The sequence below is a fragment of the Streptacidiphilus melanogenes genome, from assembly GCF_000787835.1.
GTDB lineage: Bacteria > Actinomycetota > Actinomycetes > Streptomycetales > Streptomycetaceae > Streptacidiphilus > Streptacidiphilus melanogenes.
In genome coordinates, this window is the sequence record NZ_BBPP01000014.1 from 37,860 (window position 1) to 53,565 (window position 15,706).

17 protein-coding genes are annotated in these 15,706 nt (G+C 73.6%); 7 read left to right on the forward strand and 10 right to left on the reverse strand.

Annotated features, from left to right (window positions below):
* Positions 1-32: 32 nt before the first annotated feature.
* On the reverse strand, positions 33-893 hold the full coding sequence (locus TR49_RS17260; protein WP_042382700.1) for a hypothetical protein: 861 nt from the start codon (positions 891-893) through the stop codon (positions 33-35).
* Positions 894-1,009: 116 nt separating this feature from the next.
* Positions 1,010-1,672: a hypothetical protein gene (locus TR49_RS17265; RefSeq protein ID WP_152627319.1), complete on the reverse strand. Its 663-nt coding sequence runs from the start codon at positions 1,670-1,672 to the stop codon at positions 1,010-1,012.
* 268 nt (positions 1,673-1,940) lie between these two features.
* Here TR49_RS17265 and TR49_RS17270 point away from each other — a divergent pair, with 268 nt between their 5' ends.
* The 3 genes from TR49_RS17270 (at position 1,941) to TR49_RS46420 (ending at position 4,311) form a co-directional block, all read left to right on the forward strand.
* Complete coding sequence (locus tag TR49_RS17270) at positions 1,941-2,612, forward strand: hypothetical protein (protein WP_152627320.1); 672 nt, start codon at positions 1,941-1,943, stop codon at positions 2,610-2,612.
* 152 nt (positions 2,613-2,764) lie between these two features.
* Positions 2,765-3,628: a DsbA family protein gene (locus tag TR49_RS17275; RefSeq protein WP_042382702.1), complete on the forward strand. Its 864-nt coding sequence runs from the start codon at positions 2,765-2,767 to the stop codon at positions 3,626-3,628.
* Positions 3,628-4,311, forward strand: a complete 684-nt coding sequence (locus TR49_RS46420) for a vitamin K epoxide reductase family protein (RefSeq protein WP_268874094.1) — start codon at positions 3,628-3,630, stop codon at positions 4,309-4,311. The genes TR49_RS17275 and TR49_RS46420 overlap by 1 nt, the downstream gene beginning before the upstream one ends.
* Before the next feature lie 314 nt (positions 4,312-4,625).
* Here the strand turns inward: TR49_RS46420 and TR49_RS17285 are convergent, their stop codons facing one another.
* Positions 4,626-4,904 (reverse strand): hypothetical protein, encoded by a 279-nt coding sequence (locus TR49_RS17285; RefSeq protein WP_042382703.1) that lies wholly within the window; start codon positions 4,902-4,904, stop codon positions 4,626-4,628.
* 202 nt (positions 4,905-5,106) lie between these two features.
* Here TR49_RS17285 and TR49_RS17290 point away from each other — a divergent pair, with 202 nt between their 5' ends.
* On the forward strand, positions 5,107-5,883 hold the full coding sequence (locus TR49_RS17290) for a hypothetical protein (protein ID WP_042382705.1): 777 nt from the start codon (positions 5,107-5,109) through the stop codon (positions 5,881-5,883).
* Between the two features lie 93 nt (positions 5,884-5,976).
* Positions 5,977-6,312: a DUF6221 family protein gene (locus tag TR49_RS17295; RefSeq protein ID WP_152627322.1), complete on the forward strand. Its 336-nt coding sequence runs from the start codon at positions 5,977-5,979 to the stop codon at positions 6,310-6,312.
* 25 nt (positions 6,313-6,337) lie between these two features.
* Here TR49_RS17295 and TR49_RS17300 read toward each other — a convergent pair whose 3' ends face one another.
* Both TR49_RS17300 and TR49_RS17305 read right to left on the reverse strand, forming a co-directional pair.
* Positions 6,338-7,156: an alpha/beta fold hydrolase gene (locus TR49_RS17300; RefSeq protein WP_042382709.1), complete on the reverse strand. Its 819-nt coding sequence runs from the start codon at positions 7,154-7,156 to the stop codon at positions 6,338-6,340.
* Between the two features lie 20 nt (positions 7,157-7,176).
* Positions 7,177-7,521 (reverse strand): antibiotic biosynthesis monooxygenase family protein, encoded by a 345-nt coding sequence (locus TR49_RS17305; RefSeq protein WP_042382711.1) that lies wholly within the window; start codon positions 7,519-7,521, stop codon positions 7,177-7,179.
* Between the two features lie 204 nt (positions 7,522-7,725).
* On the opposite strand from TR49_RS17305, the gene TR49_RS17310 reads away from it, so the two are divergent.
* Positions 7,726-8,466, forward strand: a complete 741-nt coding sequence (locus TR49_RS17310) for a maleylpyruvate isomerase family mycothiol-dependent enzyme (RefSeq protein ID WP_052434376.1) — start codon at positions 7,726-7,728, stop codon at positions 8,464-8,466.
* Here TR49_RS17310 and TR49_RS17315 read toward each other — a convergent pair.
* From TR49_RS17315 to TR49_RS17330, 4 genes are all read right to left on the reverse strand, one after another.
* A complete protein-coding gene (locus TR49_RS17315) occupies positions 8,402-9,559 on the reverse strand; it encodes a UbiA family prenyltransferase (RefSeq protein WP_042382712.1) in 1,158 nt (385 codons plus the stop codon). The genes TR49_RS17310 and TR49_RS17315 overlap by 65 nt on opposite strands.
* Complete coding sequence (locus TR49_RS43895) at positions 9,556-9,786, reverse strand: hypothetical protein (RefSeq protein WP_160311613.1); 231 nt, start codon at positions 9,784-9,786, stop codon at positions 9,556-9,558. The genes TR49_RS17315 and TR49_RS43895 overlap by 4 nt, the downstream gene beginning before the upstream one ends.
* A 306-nt stretch (positions 9,787-10,092) precedes the next feature.
* Positions 10,093-11,724 carry an amidohydrolase gene (locus tag TR49_RS17325; RefSeq protein ID WP_042382717.1) on the reverse strand — a complete coding sequence of 544 codons (1,632 nt, stop codon included), beginning with the start codon at positions 11,722-11,724 and terminating at the stop codon, positions 10,093-10,095.
* 561 nt (positions 11,725-12,285) lie between these two features.
* Positions 12,286-12,948, reverse strand: a complete 663-nt coding sequence (locus tag TR49_RS17330; RefSeq protein ID WP_042382719.1) for a TetR/AcrR family transcriptional regulator — start codon at positions 12,946-12,948, stop codon at positions 12,286-12,288.
* 388 nt (positions 12,949-13,336) lie between these two features.
* On the opposite strand from TR49_RS17330, the gene TR49_RS17335 reads away from it, so the two are divergent.
* On the forward strand, positions 13,337-13,882 hold the full coding sequence (locus tag TR49_RS17335) for a hypothetical protein (protein WP_042382720.1): 546 nt from the start codon (positions 13,337-13,339) through the stop codon (positions 13,880-13,882).
* Positions 13,883-14,021: 139 nt separating this feature from the next.
* Here TR49_RS17335 and TR49_RS17340 read toward each other — a convergent pair whose 3' ends face one another.
* Positions 14,022-15,683 carry a type 1 periplasmic-binding domain-containing protein gene (locus tag TR49_RS17340; protein WP_042382722.1) on the reverse strand — a complete coding sequence of 554 codons (1,662 nt, stop codon included), beginning with the start codon at positions 15,681-15,683 and terminating at the stop codon, positions 14,022-14,024.
* Positions 15,684-15,706 lie beyond the last annotated feature (23 nt).

The window sequence follows — 15,706 nt, forward strand, 5'->3', positions numbered from 1 at the left end:
GTTGGACCAGACTCGTTACCGAACAGTGATGTTCAGGTCCGGTCCTGCCTCCGCGCGGAGAGGTACCGCAGCCCCTGGAGCAGTGCCGCGCGCGGTCCCGGATGCAGGGAGCCCGCCCATGCGGGCGGCTCCGTCTCGCCACGCAGACGGCACCGGCAGGCGAGGGCGAAGCCCAGCTCAGTCTCCGTCAGATAGCCCACCGTGCTGCGCCCTTCACGGGTCGAGGCACTCAGCATCTCGTCGGTGAGGTCGCCGAGCGGCAGCGCGCTCCAGCCCTGCGCGGCGCGGGTGAAGCGCCGGGCGCCGTTGGCGGTGAAGACCCCCATGCCGAGGTAGACGGTGACCAGATCCGTCATCTCCTCGCCCTCCGCGGGCAGCCGTTGCCGCCGGGGCTCACCCAACAGCCTTTTGTGGCCCAGCTCGTGAGCGACGACACCGGCCAGCCGCTCCGGATCGCCCACCTCACGCAGATCCAGCTCGACGATGTTCCGGCCGCCCACGCGGCGGTAGCGGCCGATGGCGTGCCGCCTGCGGCTGGGCTCACCCTCCGGCGTGCGGAAGAACTCCACCGAGAACGACTCCGGGTCCACGTCCATCACGCCGCAGACCCACCCCACCAGGGCGCGGACCTGCTTCTCCGACCCGTTCCAGCCCGCCGGGACGAACCCCGGCCCCGGCGCCGCGACCGGCCGGCGCGCTGCCTCCAGGCCGAACTCCCGGACGCACCAGCGCATCGACGTCTCGGTCCACTCCAGCCGCTTCTCCGTCACCGGGCACCGCGCCGCCTGCGCGTCCCGCGACCACGGCTTGGGCTCGGCGAGGCGCTCCGCCCGCGCGCGCCTGACCGCGTCGCTCGGCTGCCCGTTCCACCACGCCCGGAATCCACCTGTCATGTCGTCCCCCCACGACACCTGACGGCCCGTCGCACCGACGGGTCGTGTGCTGCACCGTCATTGTGCGACGGACGGAGGAAAACGTCCCCGGGTTCGGGAGGTCGGGACCCGCCGTCCTACCGGGACGGCGTGACGTGCACGCCCCGCTCGAGCTGTGCGACGGCGGCGGGCACCAGTGACGCGGCGGCGGCGCTGTCCGCGCGCGACACCGGGAACGTGGACAGCACGACGAGGAAGTGCCCCACCCGCACGACGCTCGCGTCCGCGAACCGCACCACGCCCGGCTCCGCCTTGTACGTCTGCCGCGCGTGGACGACGAGACCGTCGTCGCCGAGGGAGGGGCCGTCGGTGACCGAGAACAGCGTCGTGGTCCCGTCCGGGGAGACCCGCCTCGCGCAGCGGTGCGCGAGCGCACGGATCGCGGAGACGGCCGCGACCGCGTCGCGGCCGCTGAAGGCGTAGAGCGTCTCGGTCGCGCTCGCGCCGCTGTGCTGCGAGACCCTCGCCGAGGCGGAGGCGCCCGCGGCGGTCGCGCTGTCGTCGACGACGTCCTCCCCGAGCAGCACCTGGCAGCCCGGCGGCGGCGTGACCCCTGCCGGGCTGCCCGGCGCCGGGTTCACGGCCGCCTGCTGGACGGTCCAGCCGTGGGGGAGCTTCGGCGGCAGCAGCCCGCCGCGCAGCGCGGCGGCGGAGAGCGGCGGAGTGGCCCGCGGCGTCGCCACCACCACCGGCCCGGCGGGCGCACCCCCGCACCCGGCCAGCGCCCCCAGCGCCAGCACGGCCACTCCGGCCGTGACCGCCCTGCCTCTCCTGCCGCCTCTCCCGCCCGCTCTCCTGCCCGCGGCCATCCCGCCTCCCGCTCGAAGAATCCGGGCAGGCTACCAGGACCTGGCTCCACCGCCCCCTCGGTCGATGGCCCCACCCCGCGGTCCCCAGCGGTGTGGCCCCCCGTTCTTCGCGATGCGGCCCCGTTTCTAAGGAACTTCCTGCGCGGCTGCGGGGGAGGTTCGCTGTCCCTTCCCCGGAAGGTTTGCGATACTCCAAAGGATGGACGGTCAAGGGCTGAGGCTCCTGCGCGCGGCGGTGTTCGCCGCGCTGTCCGTCATGCTGCCGATCGGGGCGCGGCTCGCGGTGACCGGGGAGCCGGTGCCCGTGAACGTCGCGCTGCTGGCCTTCGGCGGGTGTCTGCTCGCCGCGCTCGTCGTCTTCCGGGGCGAGCGGCGGTACTGGGCGATCGCCCTGACTCTCGTCCCGCTCCAGGTCGCGATGAACGCGTTGTTCAACGCGGGACAGCAGAGCTGTCCGCCCGGAACCGGCGCGGTGCCGGGCCTGCCGGGGTGGGGTGTGATCGCCTGCGGAGGCGGCAACATCCGTCCGGGCCTGCTCGGCATCACCGAGCAGGCGCCGCGTGCGCTCATCGCCCTCACCAGCGGCCAGGCGCTGCTGCTCCTGGCGCTGCACCTGCTGCTCGCGCTCGCCGCCGCCTGGTGGCTGCGACGCGGCGAAGCCGCCCTGTTCGGCCTGCTCGCCACCGTCGCGCTCACGATCCGCCCGCGTGTCCGGGCGCTTCTGCTCCGCCTCGCCGCGCCGCTGCTCGCGCCGGCCGCGCCCCCGTGTCCGCCGGCGGTCAGTCGCCGGCCCAAGGCGGTCGGTCCGCAGGAGTCGCTGCCGCGGACCGCTCCGCGCCGCGGACCGCCGGCCCTGGCCTGGGCCCACTGAGCGGCAGCACACGCACACACATTCGTCCGAGCCTGAGCGCCGTCTGAGCCTCAGTGCTTCCGGCCGCACGTCGCGGCCGCACCGTGCTGCCCTGTCCGGGCCCGTTCCCTCACCTTCCTTCTCCCTGCATCACCATCCGTGTGAGGACGGCCATGAGCACCAGCAAGAACACCAGCAAGAACAGCAACAAGAACAACAGCAGGAACCAGGCCGACGCCCGGGCGCGGCTGCGCAGCGCCCGTGCCGCCGAGGAGGAGCGCCGCCAGCGGCTGCGCCGGGTCGGCCTCGGCGCCGGCGTCGCGGCGGTCGTGGCGGTGATCGCGGTCGGCGCTGTCGTCGTCGCCAACCTCGGCGGTTCGTCCTCGTCCGGCAAGAACGCCGCCTCCGGCGACAAGGCGGCCGCGGCCGGGCAGAAGCTCGTCGTGCCCGCGCACGTCTCCAGCAGCGACAACACCGTGATCGTCTACGGCAACCCGAGCGCCAAGCACACCCTGGACGTCTACGAGGACTTCCGCTGCCCGATCTGCGACAAGCTGGAGAAGACCGACGGCCCGACCATCCAGCAGCTCGCGGACAACGGCACGTACAAGATCCAGTACCACATGGCGACGTTCCTGGACGACAACCTCGGCGGCACCGGCTCGATGGACGCCCTCCAGGTCGCGGGCGCGGCCCTGAACGACGGCGGCGTGGCGAAGTTCAAGGCGTTCCACGACGTCCTCTACGCCAACCAGCCTGAGGAGACCACCGACGGCTTCGGCAACCTCAACACCCTGCTGGACCTGGCGAAGAAGGTGCCCGGCCTGGTCACCCCGCAGTTCACCAAGGACGTGCAGGACCGCGTCTACGCCCCGTGGGCGCAGAAGGTCTCCGAGGCGTTCAACGCCAGCGGCGTCCAGGGCACGCCGACCCTGAAGCTCGACGGCAAGCAGATCAACGTCTTCGACGGCCAGGGCAACCCGATCAGCCCGAGCGCGTACACCGCGCTGGTCCAGCAGACGACCGGGGCGAAGTGATGGCGGCCCGGGGGGCGCTGGACCCGATGGTCCCACCGGACGCACCGGACGCGCAGGCCCCCGCGGAGCGGGACCGCGGCTGGGCGACGACGCGCGTCGCCGCCTCGCGCGGCTACGCGCTGCTGCTGGTCATCGCCGGCGCGATCGCCCTCGCGGCGGCGACGGTGCTGACGGTGGAGAAGATCCGGCTGCTGGAGAACCCGCACTACAACCCCAGCTGCAACATCAACCCGATCATCAGCTGCGGCTCGGTCATGCGCACCGACCAGGCCTCCGCCTTCGGCTTCCCCAACTCCCTCATCGGACTGGGCGCGTTCGCGGTCGTGGTGACGATCGGCGTGGTGGCGCTGACCGGAGTCCGCCTGCCCCGCTGGTTCTGGCTCGGCCTCCAAGCGGGCACGCTCTTCGGCATCTGCTTCGTCGGGTGGCTGATCGACCAGACGCTCTACTCCATCGGTGCGGTCTGCCCGTACTGCATGGTGGTCTGGACGACCATGATCCTGCTGTTCTGGTACACCACGGTCCACAACCTCCGCACCGGCACCATCCCCCTCCCGTCCGGCGCCCGCGACCGCGTCACCGCCGCGGCCGGCTGGTACTGGCTGGTCCCCTTCGCCGGCTACCTCACCATCGCCCTGCTGGTGCTGGACCGCTTCTGGTACTACTGGCACACCCTGCTCTAGGAGTTGGGCGATCTACGAGCGGGGAAGGGCGGTACGCCCGATCGAGAAGAACGACCGTCAAGGCCCCGCCTGGTTCATCCGGGCGGGGCCTTCGCGCGGTCTGCCAGCCGTTGGTGACGGTCCACGGGCGTTGGGACACGACCTTCAGCATGTGCGTGCCGGCCCCGCTCACGGTCGAGCTGGACGAGCCCATCGCGCCGAGCTCGTTCACGGGGATGTCGCAGTCGCGAGCAGGCTTTCCTCGTCACCGACCGCACGCGCGAAGGCGACCAGCTTTGTGTGCGCCTCGTCGCAAACGGTGAGGGGCAGCCTGGTCAGTGCTGAATCTCAGCCTCGGTGAGTACAGCGGCGCTGCATTTGCTCACCTCCACGGTGGGCTCATCGACCTTGCACCAGTCGAAGAGCTTGGTCACGCACTCCTGCGTGGCAGCGGTGTCCGGTTGGCTGACGCAGGCAGGTATGGCCGTGGTCGTGGGCCGGCCATGGGGTTCGCGCGTGAGAGCGACGACGATGACGAGGATCAGCCCGAGGATGAGCACGGCGCCGAGCCGGGCGAAGCGGTTGGTCGCGAGATTATGCAGAAGCAGGTACATCGGATCCCCCGGTGATAGCCCTCGTCAGGGCGAGCTTCGGGTGATCATACGGGTCGGCTCGCTGACGAACGCGAGGCGTGATCCCTCTTCTGGAGTCCCCGAGAGCCGGCGAAGGCGACGTCCACGGTGCGAAGCACCGCAGCGGGCTGCCCGCGACGAGCGCAGGAGCGTTGCAGGGCACCACGGCCGGTGCGCGGACGCGGTGAAGTGCGGGCCCTCCCAGGAGATCGGACAAGGGCTGCGGCGGCAGATCGGCTGGCTGTCCGCACTGCTCGGAAACCTCGCCCACCACCTCGCCGACAGCAGCGGGGCCAGAACCCACCTCACACTTGCGGTCGACCTCGGCACGCGCATCGACGAGCCGCACCTGGCAGCGTGGGCATCCGGCGCGCTCGCCATGGTCGCCGCCTTCGAGCAGGACTACGCGCGGGCCCTTGACCACGCCCACGCGGGCCTCGAGCGGGCACCACAAGGGCTCCGCCGAGCACAACTCCTCGGGTGGGCCCAGTTGCCTGCGCTCGCCGGCCTCGGTGACGCTGACATGGTCGACGAGGTCTTGGCCGAGGCGGACGCGATCCTCGAGACGGCGACGGAGATGCCGGGCCGCTTCGGCTATGACCTTGCCGAGCATCGTCTGCATGCTGCGGAGGCGAACCTGACGTTGCGCCGCTACGACCGGGCGGCGAGGATCGCCGAGGCTTCGATCGCGGCGAAGACTCCGTACAGCCCGGGGTGGGCTGCGGCCACGCTGGTGCTGGCCCTGGCCGAGTCGTCGGCTCGACCAGACGAGGCAGCGCGGCGCGCGCTGGACATCCTGGATCGGATTCCGGCAGCGCGCCTGCGGGCGACGTCGAGGTCGCGGCTGGCCCGCTTGGACCGGATCCTGGCCGGGGTGGAAGCGGCACCAGTACGGGATCTTGCCGAGCGCGTCCGGGCGCTGCCGCCGCCGATCACGGAGGACGGCACCGCGACCGTTTGAGGTCGTCGCCGGAAGCTGGTGCGAGAGACGGAAGGCGGCTGAGGGATGGTGCAAGGAGAGAGCCCGGGCGGGGGTGCGGCTGAGCATCCGGCCGTGGGCTTCCTGTGGGAGGCGCACGCGGAGGCGGTGGAGCGGGCGAGGGCGGCGAGTGAGCCGGCGCTGCTGTTGTGGCCCACGCATCCGGTGGAGTTCCTGCTGGCCGGGCAGGAGGTGAACACGTCGGAGACGCGGGCGGCGGAGGCGCACATCCGGTTGCACATGCCGGAGGCGGTGCTGGTGCGGGTGGAGGCGGAGCGGGGCATTCTCACCGAGCATGCGGACGCCGGCGGCCGCTGTGCCGTCTGCCTGGACCCCGCAGCGGACCGGCGGCGGGAGTGGCCGTGCCCGACCGTTCTGGGGTTGGCGAGGGCGTGGGGCTGGCAGGGCTGACGTGGCGTCACCCCGGCTGGCTTCGTCAGGCGGTCGGTGCTTCCAGGAAGTCCAGTACCAGCGGGCTTGCGACCTCGCGGAACTCCTCGAAGTAGGCGTGCCGCGCGTCGGGGATCAGGTGCATGCGCGCGTTCGGGATGCGTTGCGTCAGCAGCGGGGCGTTGGCGGTCGGGTTGAAGAGGTCCGCCGTGCCGTGGACGACGAGGGTCGGGGCGGTGATGTCGGGCAGCACCTCCCAGGCGTCGTGGCGGCGGCTGGCGGTGAGGTGGCGGCCGCGCGCGTAGGCGGGCATGTGCGGGTCGCCGGTGGTGCCGTACGGGCCGGGGTGGGTGGCCAGCCAGGTGGGCGTGTACATCAGGTCGAGCAGCGTGGCGCGGGCCGCGCGCTGGTCGCGTGAGGCGAGCGCGGTGCTGACGGACCGGTCCCGCTCGAAGCCGTGCAGACCGCCGGGCGAGGTGCAGCCGAGGACGAGCCGGCGCACCCGCGAGGGGTGCCGCGCCGCGAGCCACTGGGCCACCCGGCCGCCCATCGAGGTGCCGTAGACGTCCGCGCGGTCGATCCCGAGCGCGTCCAGGACGGCGACGACGTCCTCCGCGAAGCCCGGCGTGCTGTAGGGCACGTCGGGCTTGTCGCTTTCGCCGGTGCCGCGGTAGTCGAGCGTGACGGTCGTCCGCACGGCGTCGAAGTCCGCGCGGACGCTGTCCCACCAGTGGTGGCTGTTCGACTGGCCCGAGAGCAGGACGAGCGGGAGGCCCGTCCCGGCCACGCCGCCGTCGCCGCTGTCACCCTGGCCGTGGACCTGGTAGGCGATACGGGTCCCGTCGGGCGCGGCGGCGTACGGCATCGGTGCTGGACTCCGGGGGCTCAGGCGGACTTCGGAGCGGCCTGCTGGACGACCTCGAAGGACCAGAGCGTTGAACCCGTCGCGGCGGGCCTCGGCGCGCCGCCGCCCTCGCCCTGCGGGCGACCGCCCTGGCCGCCGGTGTGCGCGGCCTGCATCGGGCCGGACATCCAGGCCTGGTAGTCCTCCTCGCTGCGCCAACGCGTGTACACCAGGTACTGGTCGGTGCCCTCGACCGGGCGCAGCAGCTCGAACCACTCGAAGCCGTCGGAGCTCTCCACCGCGCCCGCGCGGGAGGCAAATCGCTGCTCCAGGGTGGCGCGCATCTCCGTCGGGACGGTGAGCGCGTTGATCTTGACGATGCTCATGGCCCCATCTTGCCAGGCCGGGGGCGTCGATCCGCCGAGGAGAGCGCTTGGCGGGGCGTCACCCCCTGCCTGGCCGGGCTGGGGGGACGCCCCGTCTGTTGGACGTACGAGGCGCGGGGCCGGTTCCCGCTGCGCGTGATGTGCGTCACCTTTTCGGGGCGGAGACCGCCACGAACCGTCGCGGCGTCCCTAGAGTGCGGAGCCGTGGCAATCGATCTTCCTGAAGACCACCTCGCCCTGCTGGCCTCGGTCGACGGCGCGGCCGCTCGACTGCTCGCGACGGTGGACGCCCTGACGGACCGCCAGGCAGAGGCCGGTTCCGCCCTGCCCGGGTGGAGCCGGGGGCATGTGATCACTCATATAGCGCGCAGCGCGGACGTCTACCGCTGGTTGCTGGGGCTGGCGCGGACCGGGGTCGAGCCGGGCCCGCGCGCCGACGCGGCCACGCTCGAACGCGCCCTGCGCGACGGCGCGCGCAGGCCCGCCGCCGAGCTGGCGGCGGACCTGCGCGGCAGTCTCGACGCGTTGCGGGAGGCCGCGGCCGAGATGCCGGGGGAGCGGTGGCCGACGCTGGTCAGCGCGCTCGCGGGGTGGCGGCACCCGGCCTGGTTCGTCCTGCACCGGGCCCGGCGCGAGATCGAGACCCACCACGTCGACCTCGCGGTCGGGTACACCGCCGCCGACTGGCCCGAGGACTACGTGGCCTGGGCGCTCGACGCCACCCTCACCGCGCTCGGGGCGCGCGCCTTCCCCCTCGCCCGGGTGGAGGCGGTCGACCTCGGCCGGGTGTGGAACCCGGCTCCGGAGGGGCCCGCCGTCATGGGGCCGGGCCATGAGCTGCTCGCCTGGCTCAGCGGACGTGCGGACGGCGCCGGCCTCGTCACGGACGGGCCGCTGCCGAGCCCGCCGCCGTGGCCGCAGCCGCCGGTTCCGGGGTGGGGCTGAGCGGTGCCTCCTCCGCCGTCGGCACGCGCAGCGCGAGACGGTTGCGCGGGCCGTGCCGCAGCATCGTCGCGGCCTGAACGAGCGTCAGGGCCGTGAGGGCCAGCAGCATGCCGCTCTGCGCCCAGCCGGGCCAGTGCACGGCGGGCATCGACTCGTGCGCCAGCAGGGCCAGCAGCAGCCCACGCCCGACGATCGCGGCGGCGCTGATGCGCAGCGCCTCCCGACGCGGGTGGTCGTCGCGCGCGATGCCGTGCAGCAGCCACAGCGTCACGGCCAGATGGACGGCCGTCACGCCGACCAGGGTTCCGGTGCGGTGCGGCGCGCCCGCGAGCAGCAGGACGGCCCCGGCCGTCCAACAGACCGCACTGAACCGGCAGGTCCAGACGCGTCCGTGCCGCAGCAGGAAGGTGCGCTTGCCGAAGAGCGCGTCGCCGAGCACATCGCGGAAGTCCTTGAGCAGGATCCGGCCGATGAAGCCGACGTACAGGCCCGCGAGGAGCAGGCCGTCGCCTCCGGACCGGGCCGTCGGGGGCGCGGCGAGGCGTCCGACGAGGTAGGGCACGGCGACGTAGCACGCCGGCAGGACCAGGGAGGCGACGGCGCCGCGTGCGGACAGCCGGACCGGTGGCAGCGAGTACGCCGCGCTGACGACGAGCCCGGTCGCCACGGTGAGGGCGGGCCCCCAGCCGAGCGACGCGGCCGACGCGAGCGCCATCACGCCCGCGACGGCGGCCGCGATCGTCAACTGCCACCGCAGACCCCGGCCTTGGCCGCGCCCCTCGCCCATGCCTCCGGCCAGCGGGCGGCTCGGGTCGCCGGGCAGGTTGACCCGGTCGACGTGTTCGTCGGCCAGGTCGTTGACCGCCACGGAGAAGACCAGGAACGCCGCGACCGGCAGCAGGACCCGGGCGAGCAGCAGCCGGTCCTCGCCGTGTCCCGTCCCGGTGAGGCCGAGCACGGCGTAGACCGCGAGCAGGACGAAGACGGGCGGGCGGCTCAGGGCGAGCAGGAGGCGCAGCCGGGCCGTCAGGTCCGCGCGGGTCAGCCCGGGGGGCGTCAGGGCCGGACGGAGCGGCTCCCTTCGGGCCCTCATTTGTTCGCCGCCCACTGGTGCATGCCGACGTAGACCAGCACGATCCAGCCGATCACGGCCAGCCCGCCGACGACCAACACCAACGTGAGGACGATCCCCATGGCGATGCCGAAGACCTCCCAGCCGGAGCGGGGGGAGCTGACCCGGACAGGATGGCTCGGGTCCGGGTACCAGCCGGTCCGGGGCCGCGCGTCCGGGCTGTCCGGCGGCGGTAGGTGATCGCGCATCAGTGCCTCCCGTGTCGGTATCCCGGGCAGCATGGCGCGGATCCTCCAGGCGGCGCATGAGTACGCGTACTCACCTTGCGCCCTTGACCGGCGCGGCAGTCCGGAGCGGGCGGGTCCCGGGAGGGCAGTCCGGAGCGGGCGGTGCAGGGACCGCGCTCCAACATCCTCGGCCTGGCGCTCGTCGCGGTGTCGGAGCTCGTGGGCTGCGGCGCTCAGGTCAACGCGATCGCGCCGGCCGCCCGCACCCGGATGACCGAGCAGGCCGCGCCGCCGCTGGGGCAGCGCCGGACGGGCGGATCGCGCGGCTCAGCCCAGCGAGGCGTCGCGGTGCGTGGGGCGGCCCGCGACGACGGTGAGCAGGACCGGGAGCGCGGCCAGGTCCGTGTCGGCGACGGCGAGCGGGTTCTGCGCGAAGACGGTCAGGTCGGCGCGGAAGCCGAGGGCGATCCGGCCCGCGCGGCTCTCGTCGCCTGCCGCCCAGGCCGGGTTGAGGGTGTAGCCCCGGAGCGCCTGGAGCGGGGTCAGCGCCTGCTCCGGCCCGTGCGGGGGCAGCGAGAGGTCGCTCGGACGGCGGTGCCGGGCCCCGGCCATGACGCCGAGCGGGGGGAACGGCGCGATCGGCCAGTCGGAGCCGAGCACGACCCGCACCCCCGCGTCCCACAGATCGCGACAGCGGAACGCCCGCGAGGCGCGCTCCTCGCCGAGGCGCCGCGACCAGTTGTCCGTGTGGTCGGCCCGCGTGTACTCGCAGCAGTGCGTCGGCTGCATCGACGCGGTGACGCCGAGCTCGGCGAAGCGCCGGACGGTGTCGTCCGGGACGGTCTCGATGTGCTCGACGCGGTGGCGGACCGCGCCTCCGTGCTCGGCGCACGCCCTCTCGACGGAGTCGAGGACGTGGCGGACGGCGGCGTCGCCGATGGCGTGGGTCGCCGTCGGCACGCCCGCCGCGTGGAGTTGCGTGACGACGCGCGAATAGGCCTCGGGATCGGGCCAGAAGGCGTGGGTGGACTGGCCGTGGCAGTCGGGCTGCTCCAGCCACGCGGTCCCGTTGTCGACGGTGCCGTCCATGAACATCTTCACGCCCGCCACCTGCCAGAGCGCGCCGCCCCGACCCTGGAGCGCGATCAGCTCGGCGACGGCCCGCTGGTCGGCGCCCGGCTGGCACCACGGGGCGACGCGGACGCGCAGCGCGAGCTCGCCGCGCTCCTCCAGCTCGGCGTAGACGGCCAGGCTGTCGCCGACCGCGTCCATCGCGTGACCGCCGGTCAGACCGGTCGCCGCCATCCGGCGCAGCGCCTCGGCGGTCGCGTCGCGGATCTCGTCCTTGGTCGGCTTGGGCGCGACCGCCTCGACCACCTCGCAGGCGGCGTCCTCCAGCAGCAGGCCGGTGGGCCTGCCGTGGGCGTCGCAGACGATCTCCGCGGACTGCTCGAAGGAGCGCGGCCCTTCGACGCGGGCCAGCTCCAGCGCGCGGGCGCTGGCGAGTTGGGAGTGGCCGTCGAAGAGGTCGAGCAGGGCCGGGATGCCGTCCAGCACCGGGCCGAGCGAGGCGGCGGCGACGGGCCGGTCGCCGAAGGTGTTCGGATCCAGGCCCCAGCCGCGCAGCCACGCGTCGGGCGCGAGGCCGTCGGCGGCCGCGGCCAGCGTCGCGCGGACGCCGGTCAGGTCCGTGCAGCCCGAGAGGTCCACACCCCGGGTCCGCTCGGCGCCCGAGACCGGGTGCAGGTGGCCGTCGACCAGCCCCGGGGTGACGACCGCGCCGCGCAGGTCGACGACGGTCGTGGCGGGACCGGCCAGGGCGCGCACGTCGTGGTCGTCCCCGAGCGCGACGATCTCGCCGCGGGCGGCGGCGAGCGCCGTCTGCGGCAGGAACGCCCCGGTCGCGGGATCGAGCAGACGCGCGGAGAGCAGGACGAGGTCGGGGTGGTCGGCGTACACGGACGGAACTCCTTCGAGGGGGGTGGGTTGAGCGTGCGGCGGGGCGAAGGCGCAGGGGCGGCTTGGCCCACCTGGTCCGGGGCCGTTCGCATCGGTCGGTCCGGGGCCGTCCGTGCCGGTCCGAGCCGGTCGGTCCGGGCCTCGCGGGGCGCGCGGTCGGTGTGGCCGTGCGGCGGGCGCGGGGCAGGCGGCTTGGTCCGCCTGGTCCGTCTGGCCCGGGTCTGTTCGCATCGGTCGGTTCGGGGCCGTCCGTGCTGGTCCGAGCCGGTTGGTCCGGGCCTCGCGGGGCGCGCGGTCGGTGCGGCCGTGCGGTGGGCGCGGCGCAGGCGGGCCGTCTCGTGAACCCGCCTCAGCGGCCCGGTGTCCCGCTCCTCCCCGAGCCGGCACGGGCCCGGGTTGTCCGGAGGTCCGGAGGTCGAGGGCACCGCCCGGCCGACGGCAGGGGAGGAAGCCCGCTGATCTCCCCGCCCGAGGCAGTCGGGGCGGGGGCGGCCCCCGGGCGTGTGCGGGCGCCGGGTCGCCGTCCGGCCGGAGGCCTGGGTGGGCCCTCGGCTCCCCGCCCTACACGGTGGGCGCCGGGGTGGCGACTCCCTCCACCAGGCTGAGCAGGCTGCCGCCCGCCAGGCCGAGCTCGCGTTCCGCGGTGGTGACGGCCATGTTCGTCACGGCGGCGGGACGGTTGCTGCGGTCGGTGTTCGCGTGGACGCCGAGGCCGTCGAGGACGACCAGGATCAGGATGGCCGCTACCGCGGGGTCTTCGGGGTCGAAGACGCCCTCGGCGGTGCCCTCGCGCAGCAGGCCGGTAAGCCGGTCGCGCCAGGCGGCCTCCTGGACGGCGACGCGCTCGGCGAGCACCGGCCGGAACCGGCTCAGGTGGCGGGCGTTGAGCCAGAGCCGGCTCATGTCGTCGTAGCGCGGGCCCGTGGAGCGCGCGAAGAACCGTGCGAGCAGGTCCAGGGCGGCGCCGGCCGACCGCTCGGCTGGGATCAGTTCCTCCAGTTCGTCCGTGGCCGCGGTCCCGAAGGCCTCGGCCACCAGTTCCTCCGCCACCGGAAAGTAGTGGCTGATCAGCCCTGGCCGTACGGCGAGGTCCTCGGCGACCCGCCGCATGGTGATGCACTCCAGGCCCTCGGTCAGCGCGATCGTGGCGGCCCGGCCCACGATCTCGGCCCGGCGCGCCTCGGGGCTCTTGCGGACCCGCTTGGGTGGAGCGCTCGGCGACATGCCCCGCACGCTATTGGATGCACGACCAATAGACAAGTCCGCCCCCTCGGCGGGCTTCGGGTTCTGCGGTTCCTGTGACTCGGCCGACCGTGAAGGCGTCATGCCGTCCACGATTCCACGACCGGCCCACGCGCGGCTCGCGGGCGGCCCGCGCGATCGCGGGCGATCGGCGGACGGGCGGACTGCCGTCGCGTCGCTCCCGGCCAGGGCTCCGTCGGCGGGGCGCGGCGCACCGTGGTCAGGGTGGGGGCGGTCAGGTCCCGCCCGGAGTCTCCGCGCGTTGACTGGACGGTTACTGACTCGACATCAGGAGTTCTGCCGGGGTCCCTTCTCGTCCCCACCGGGCGGTGGTGTCATGTACGCACCCCAACGAGAACCGGAGTCGTCCATGCCCGTCGTCGCCGTCCGTCGTCTGCTCATATCCTCCGCCGCACTCGCCCTCACCGCGGGCGGGCTCGTCTTCGGTACCGGTGCCACCGCCCACGCCGCGGCCGCCTGCTCCCAGGCGTACCTGCCGCTGCCGGACCCGAGCTGCACGCCCGGCGCGACCAACCCGGACGTCACGCAGGCCACCATCGGCTCCACCATCTGCGTCTCCGGCTGGACGGCCACCATCCGGCCGTCGACGTCCTACACCAACGCGCTGAAGAAGACGCAGATCGCCGAGTACGGCTACAGCGACACCAACATGGCCGACTACGAGGAGGACCACTTCATCCCCCTCGAGCTCGGCGGCGCCCCCCGCGACCCGAACAACCTCTGGCCGCAGCCGCACTACGCCACCGGCGGCACGAGCGACACCTCCTACAGCAAGGACGGCGTGGAGACCAAGCTCAAGAACGCCGTCTGCAAGGGCACCGTCAAGCTCTCCGCCGCCCAGAACGCGATCGCCACGGACTGGACCACGGCCCTGCAGCGCCTCGGCCTCTCCTGAGCTCGGCTCCCGGGCGCGACTCCTGAGCACGGCTCCTGGGCGTGAGCCCGGCGCCTGAGCGCGGCTCCGCGCGGGCGGGGACGGTGCACCGCCCGCGCGGGTCCGGATCGGCCGAGGCGCCGAACGCCGGGGCCGGTGCTCACTCCTGGTCGCAGCCCGGAGCCTGCTTCTGCCCGCGAGCGGGGCTCTGCAGCAGCGGCACGCCGCCCGGCCAGGTGAGCTGCACGGTCGACGTGGTGCCGTCCCCGTTGACCCGGACCACCGGCACCGGCCGGTCGAGCGGATTGCCGCCGGGTCCGAAGGCGATCCATCCGCTGGCGCCCGGAATCATGTTGGAGCAGTTCATCTGGTCCAGCGTGCCGACCTGTGACTCCGGATCGGACAACAGCATCGCGTCGTCACGCGCCGCGGAGACCGCCGCGGCCACGGCGTCGTGCGTCAGCATGGCGTGGCCGCTGCTGAGGTCGTTCGGGTCGAAGGCGAGTGGCGCCGCGTGGTCGTCCGCGGTGAGCGGTTGACGGGTGCAGCCGTCCGGCTGTCCGGTGAAGGCCGCCCGGAACTGCTGGAAGTTCTGCGCGGCGGCAGCGGTGCAGCCGATCCGCTGCCACTCGTCCGGGCTCGACAGCGCCGTGTAGTAGAGGGAGATCTTCTGGGCGGCGATCGCCCGGTCCACCGTCGGGTCGCCGATCTCCGTCGCGGCGTCGTCGCCGGAAACGACGGCCAGGTCCTTCAGGCCGCATGTCCCCTGCTGGACCCAGGTCTCCACGAAGGCGTCCAGGTCGTCCCCGCGGCCGGCGAAGTAGACGAGCGACGGCGCGGCCTGGCACAGGTTGGCGTGCATCAGCGTGAACTGCTGGACCAGGTAGTCGTGGCGGCTCACCCCCGAGGAGAGGTTCCGGTCGGTGGTGGGCGGCGAGGTGAAGGGCAGCTTCGCGATGGTCCGCCCCGGGGCCGGAAGGTCCAGGCCCGCGGCCTTCACCAGGGTCGAGATGTAGTCGTCCTGCGAGGCGGTGTCCTCGACGATCGCGATCGAGGCGGGAGCGGGGCGCATGCCCTCCACGAAGGCGGCCGCCGCCTTCACCGATTCGGAGTTCGTGGTGGAGACCCGGAAGAAGTCGCGGGTCGGGCCGCCGCCCATGTCCTTCGGCTCGGTGTTCATGTCGTCGCCGGTGACCGTCGCCCCGATGACTGGCAGGTGCGCGTTGTCGGAGAGCCAGGCGGCGGCCGCCCTGGTCTCGTCGGTGCTCTGCCCGAGGCCGGTGACGGCGGTGATGTGCTGCGCCTTGGCGTTGGCTGCGATCAGCTGCACCGCGTTCTGCCAGGACCCGTACTGGCTGCCCATGTTGCCCAGGACCAGCTTGACGGGGAGGCCGCGGCTGCCGAAGGCCGCCGTGTGGTTCGCCCGCCACATCGCGGTGAGCGCACCCTCGACGACGGGGTAGAGGCTGTCGTAGGTGACGGTGTCGACCCCGGTCACCGGCGAGAAGTCGAGCAGCAGCACCACGGTGACGTACGAGGGGCCGGTCACCTTCGCGTCGGCGGAGTTCACCTCGCCGCGCAGGGCCTGCAGCCGCGCGGGCTCCTGCTTCGCGAACGGGCCGCCGTCCAGGTCGACGCCGACGCAGGACAGCGGTGAGGTCACCACCTGCATGCCGCGGCCGCAGGCGATCGGTGCGGAGTCCACGGCGTCGGCGATCCGCACCCCGGCGAGGACCAGGGCGGCCACGGCCAACAGGGCGACCGCCGAGGACAGGACGGGGTGCTTCCAGACGATCGGGAAGCGGGGCTGCACGGGAGGCATGGGGGGCTCCGTGGGGTGGGACG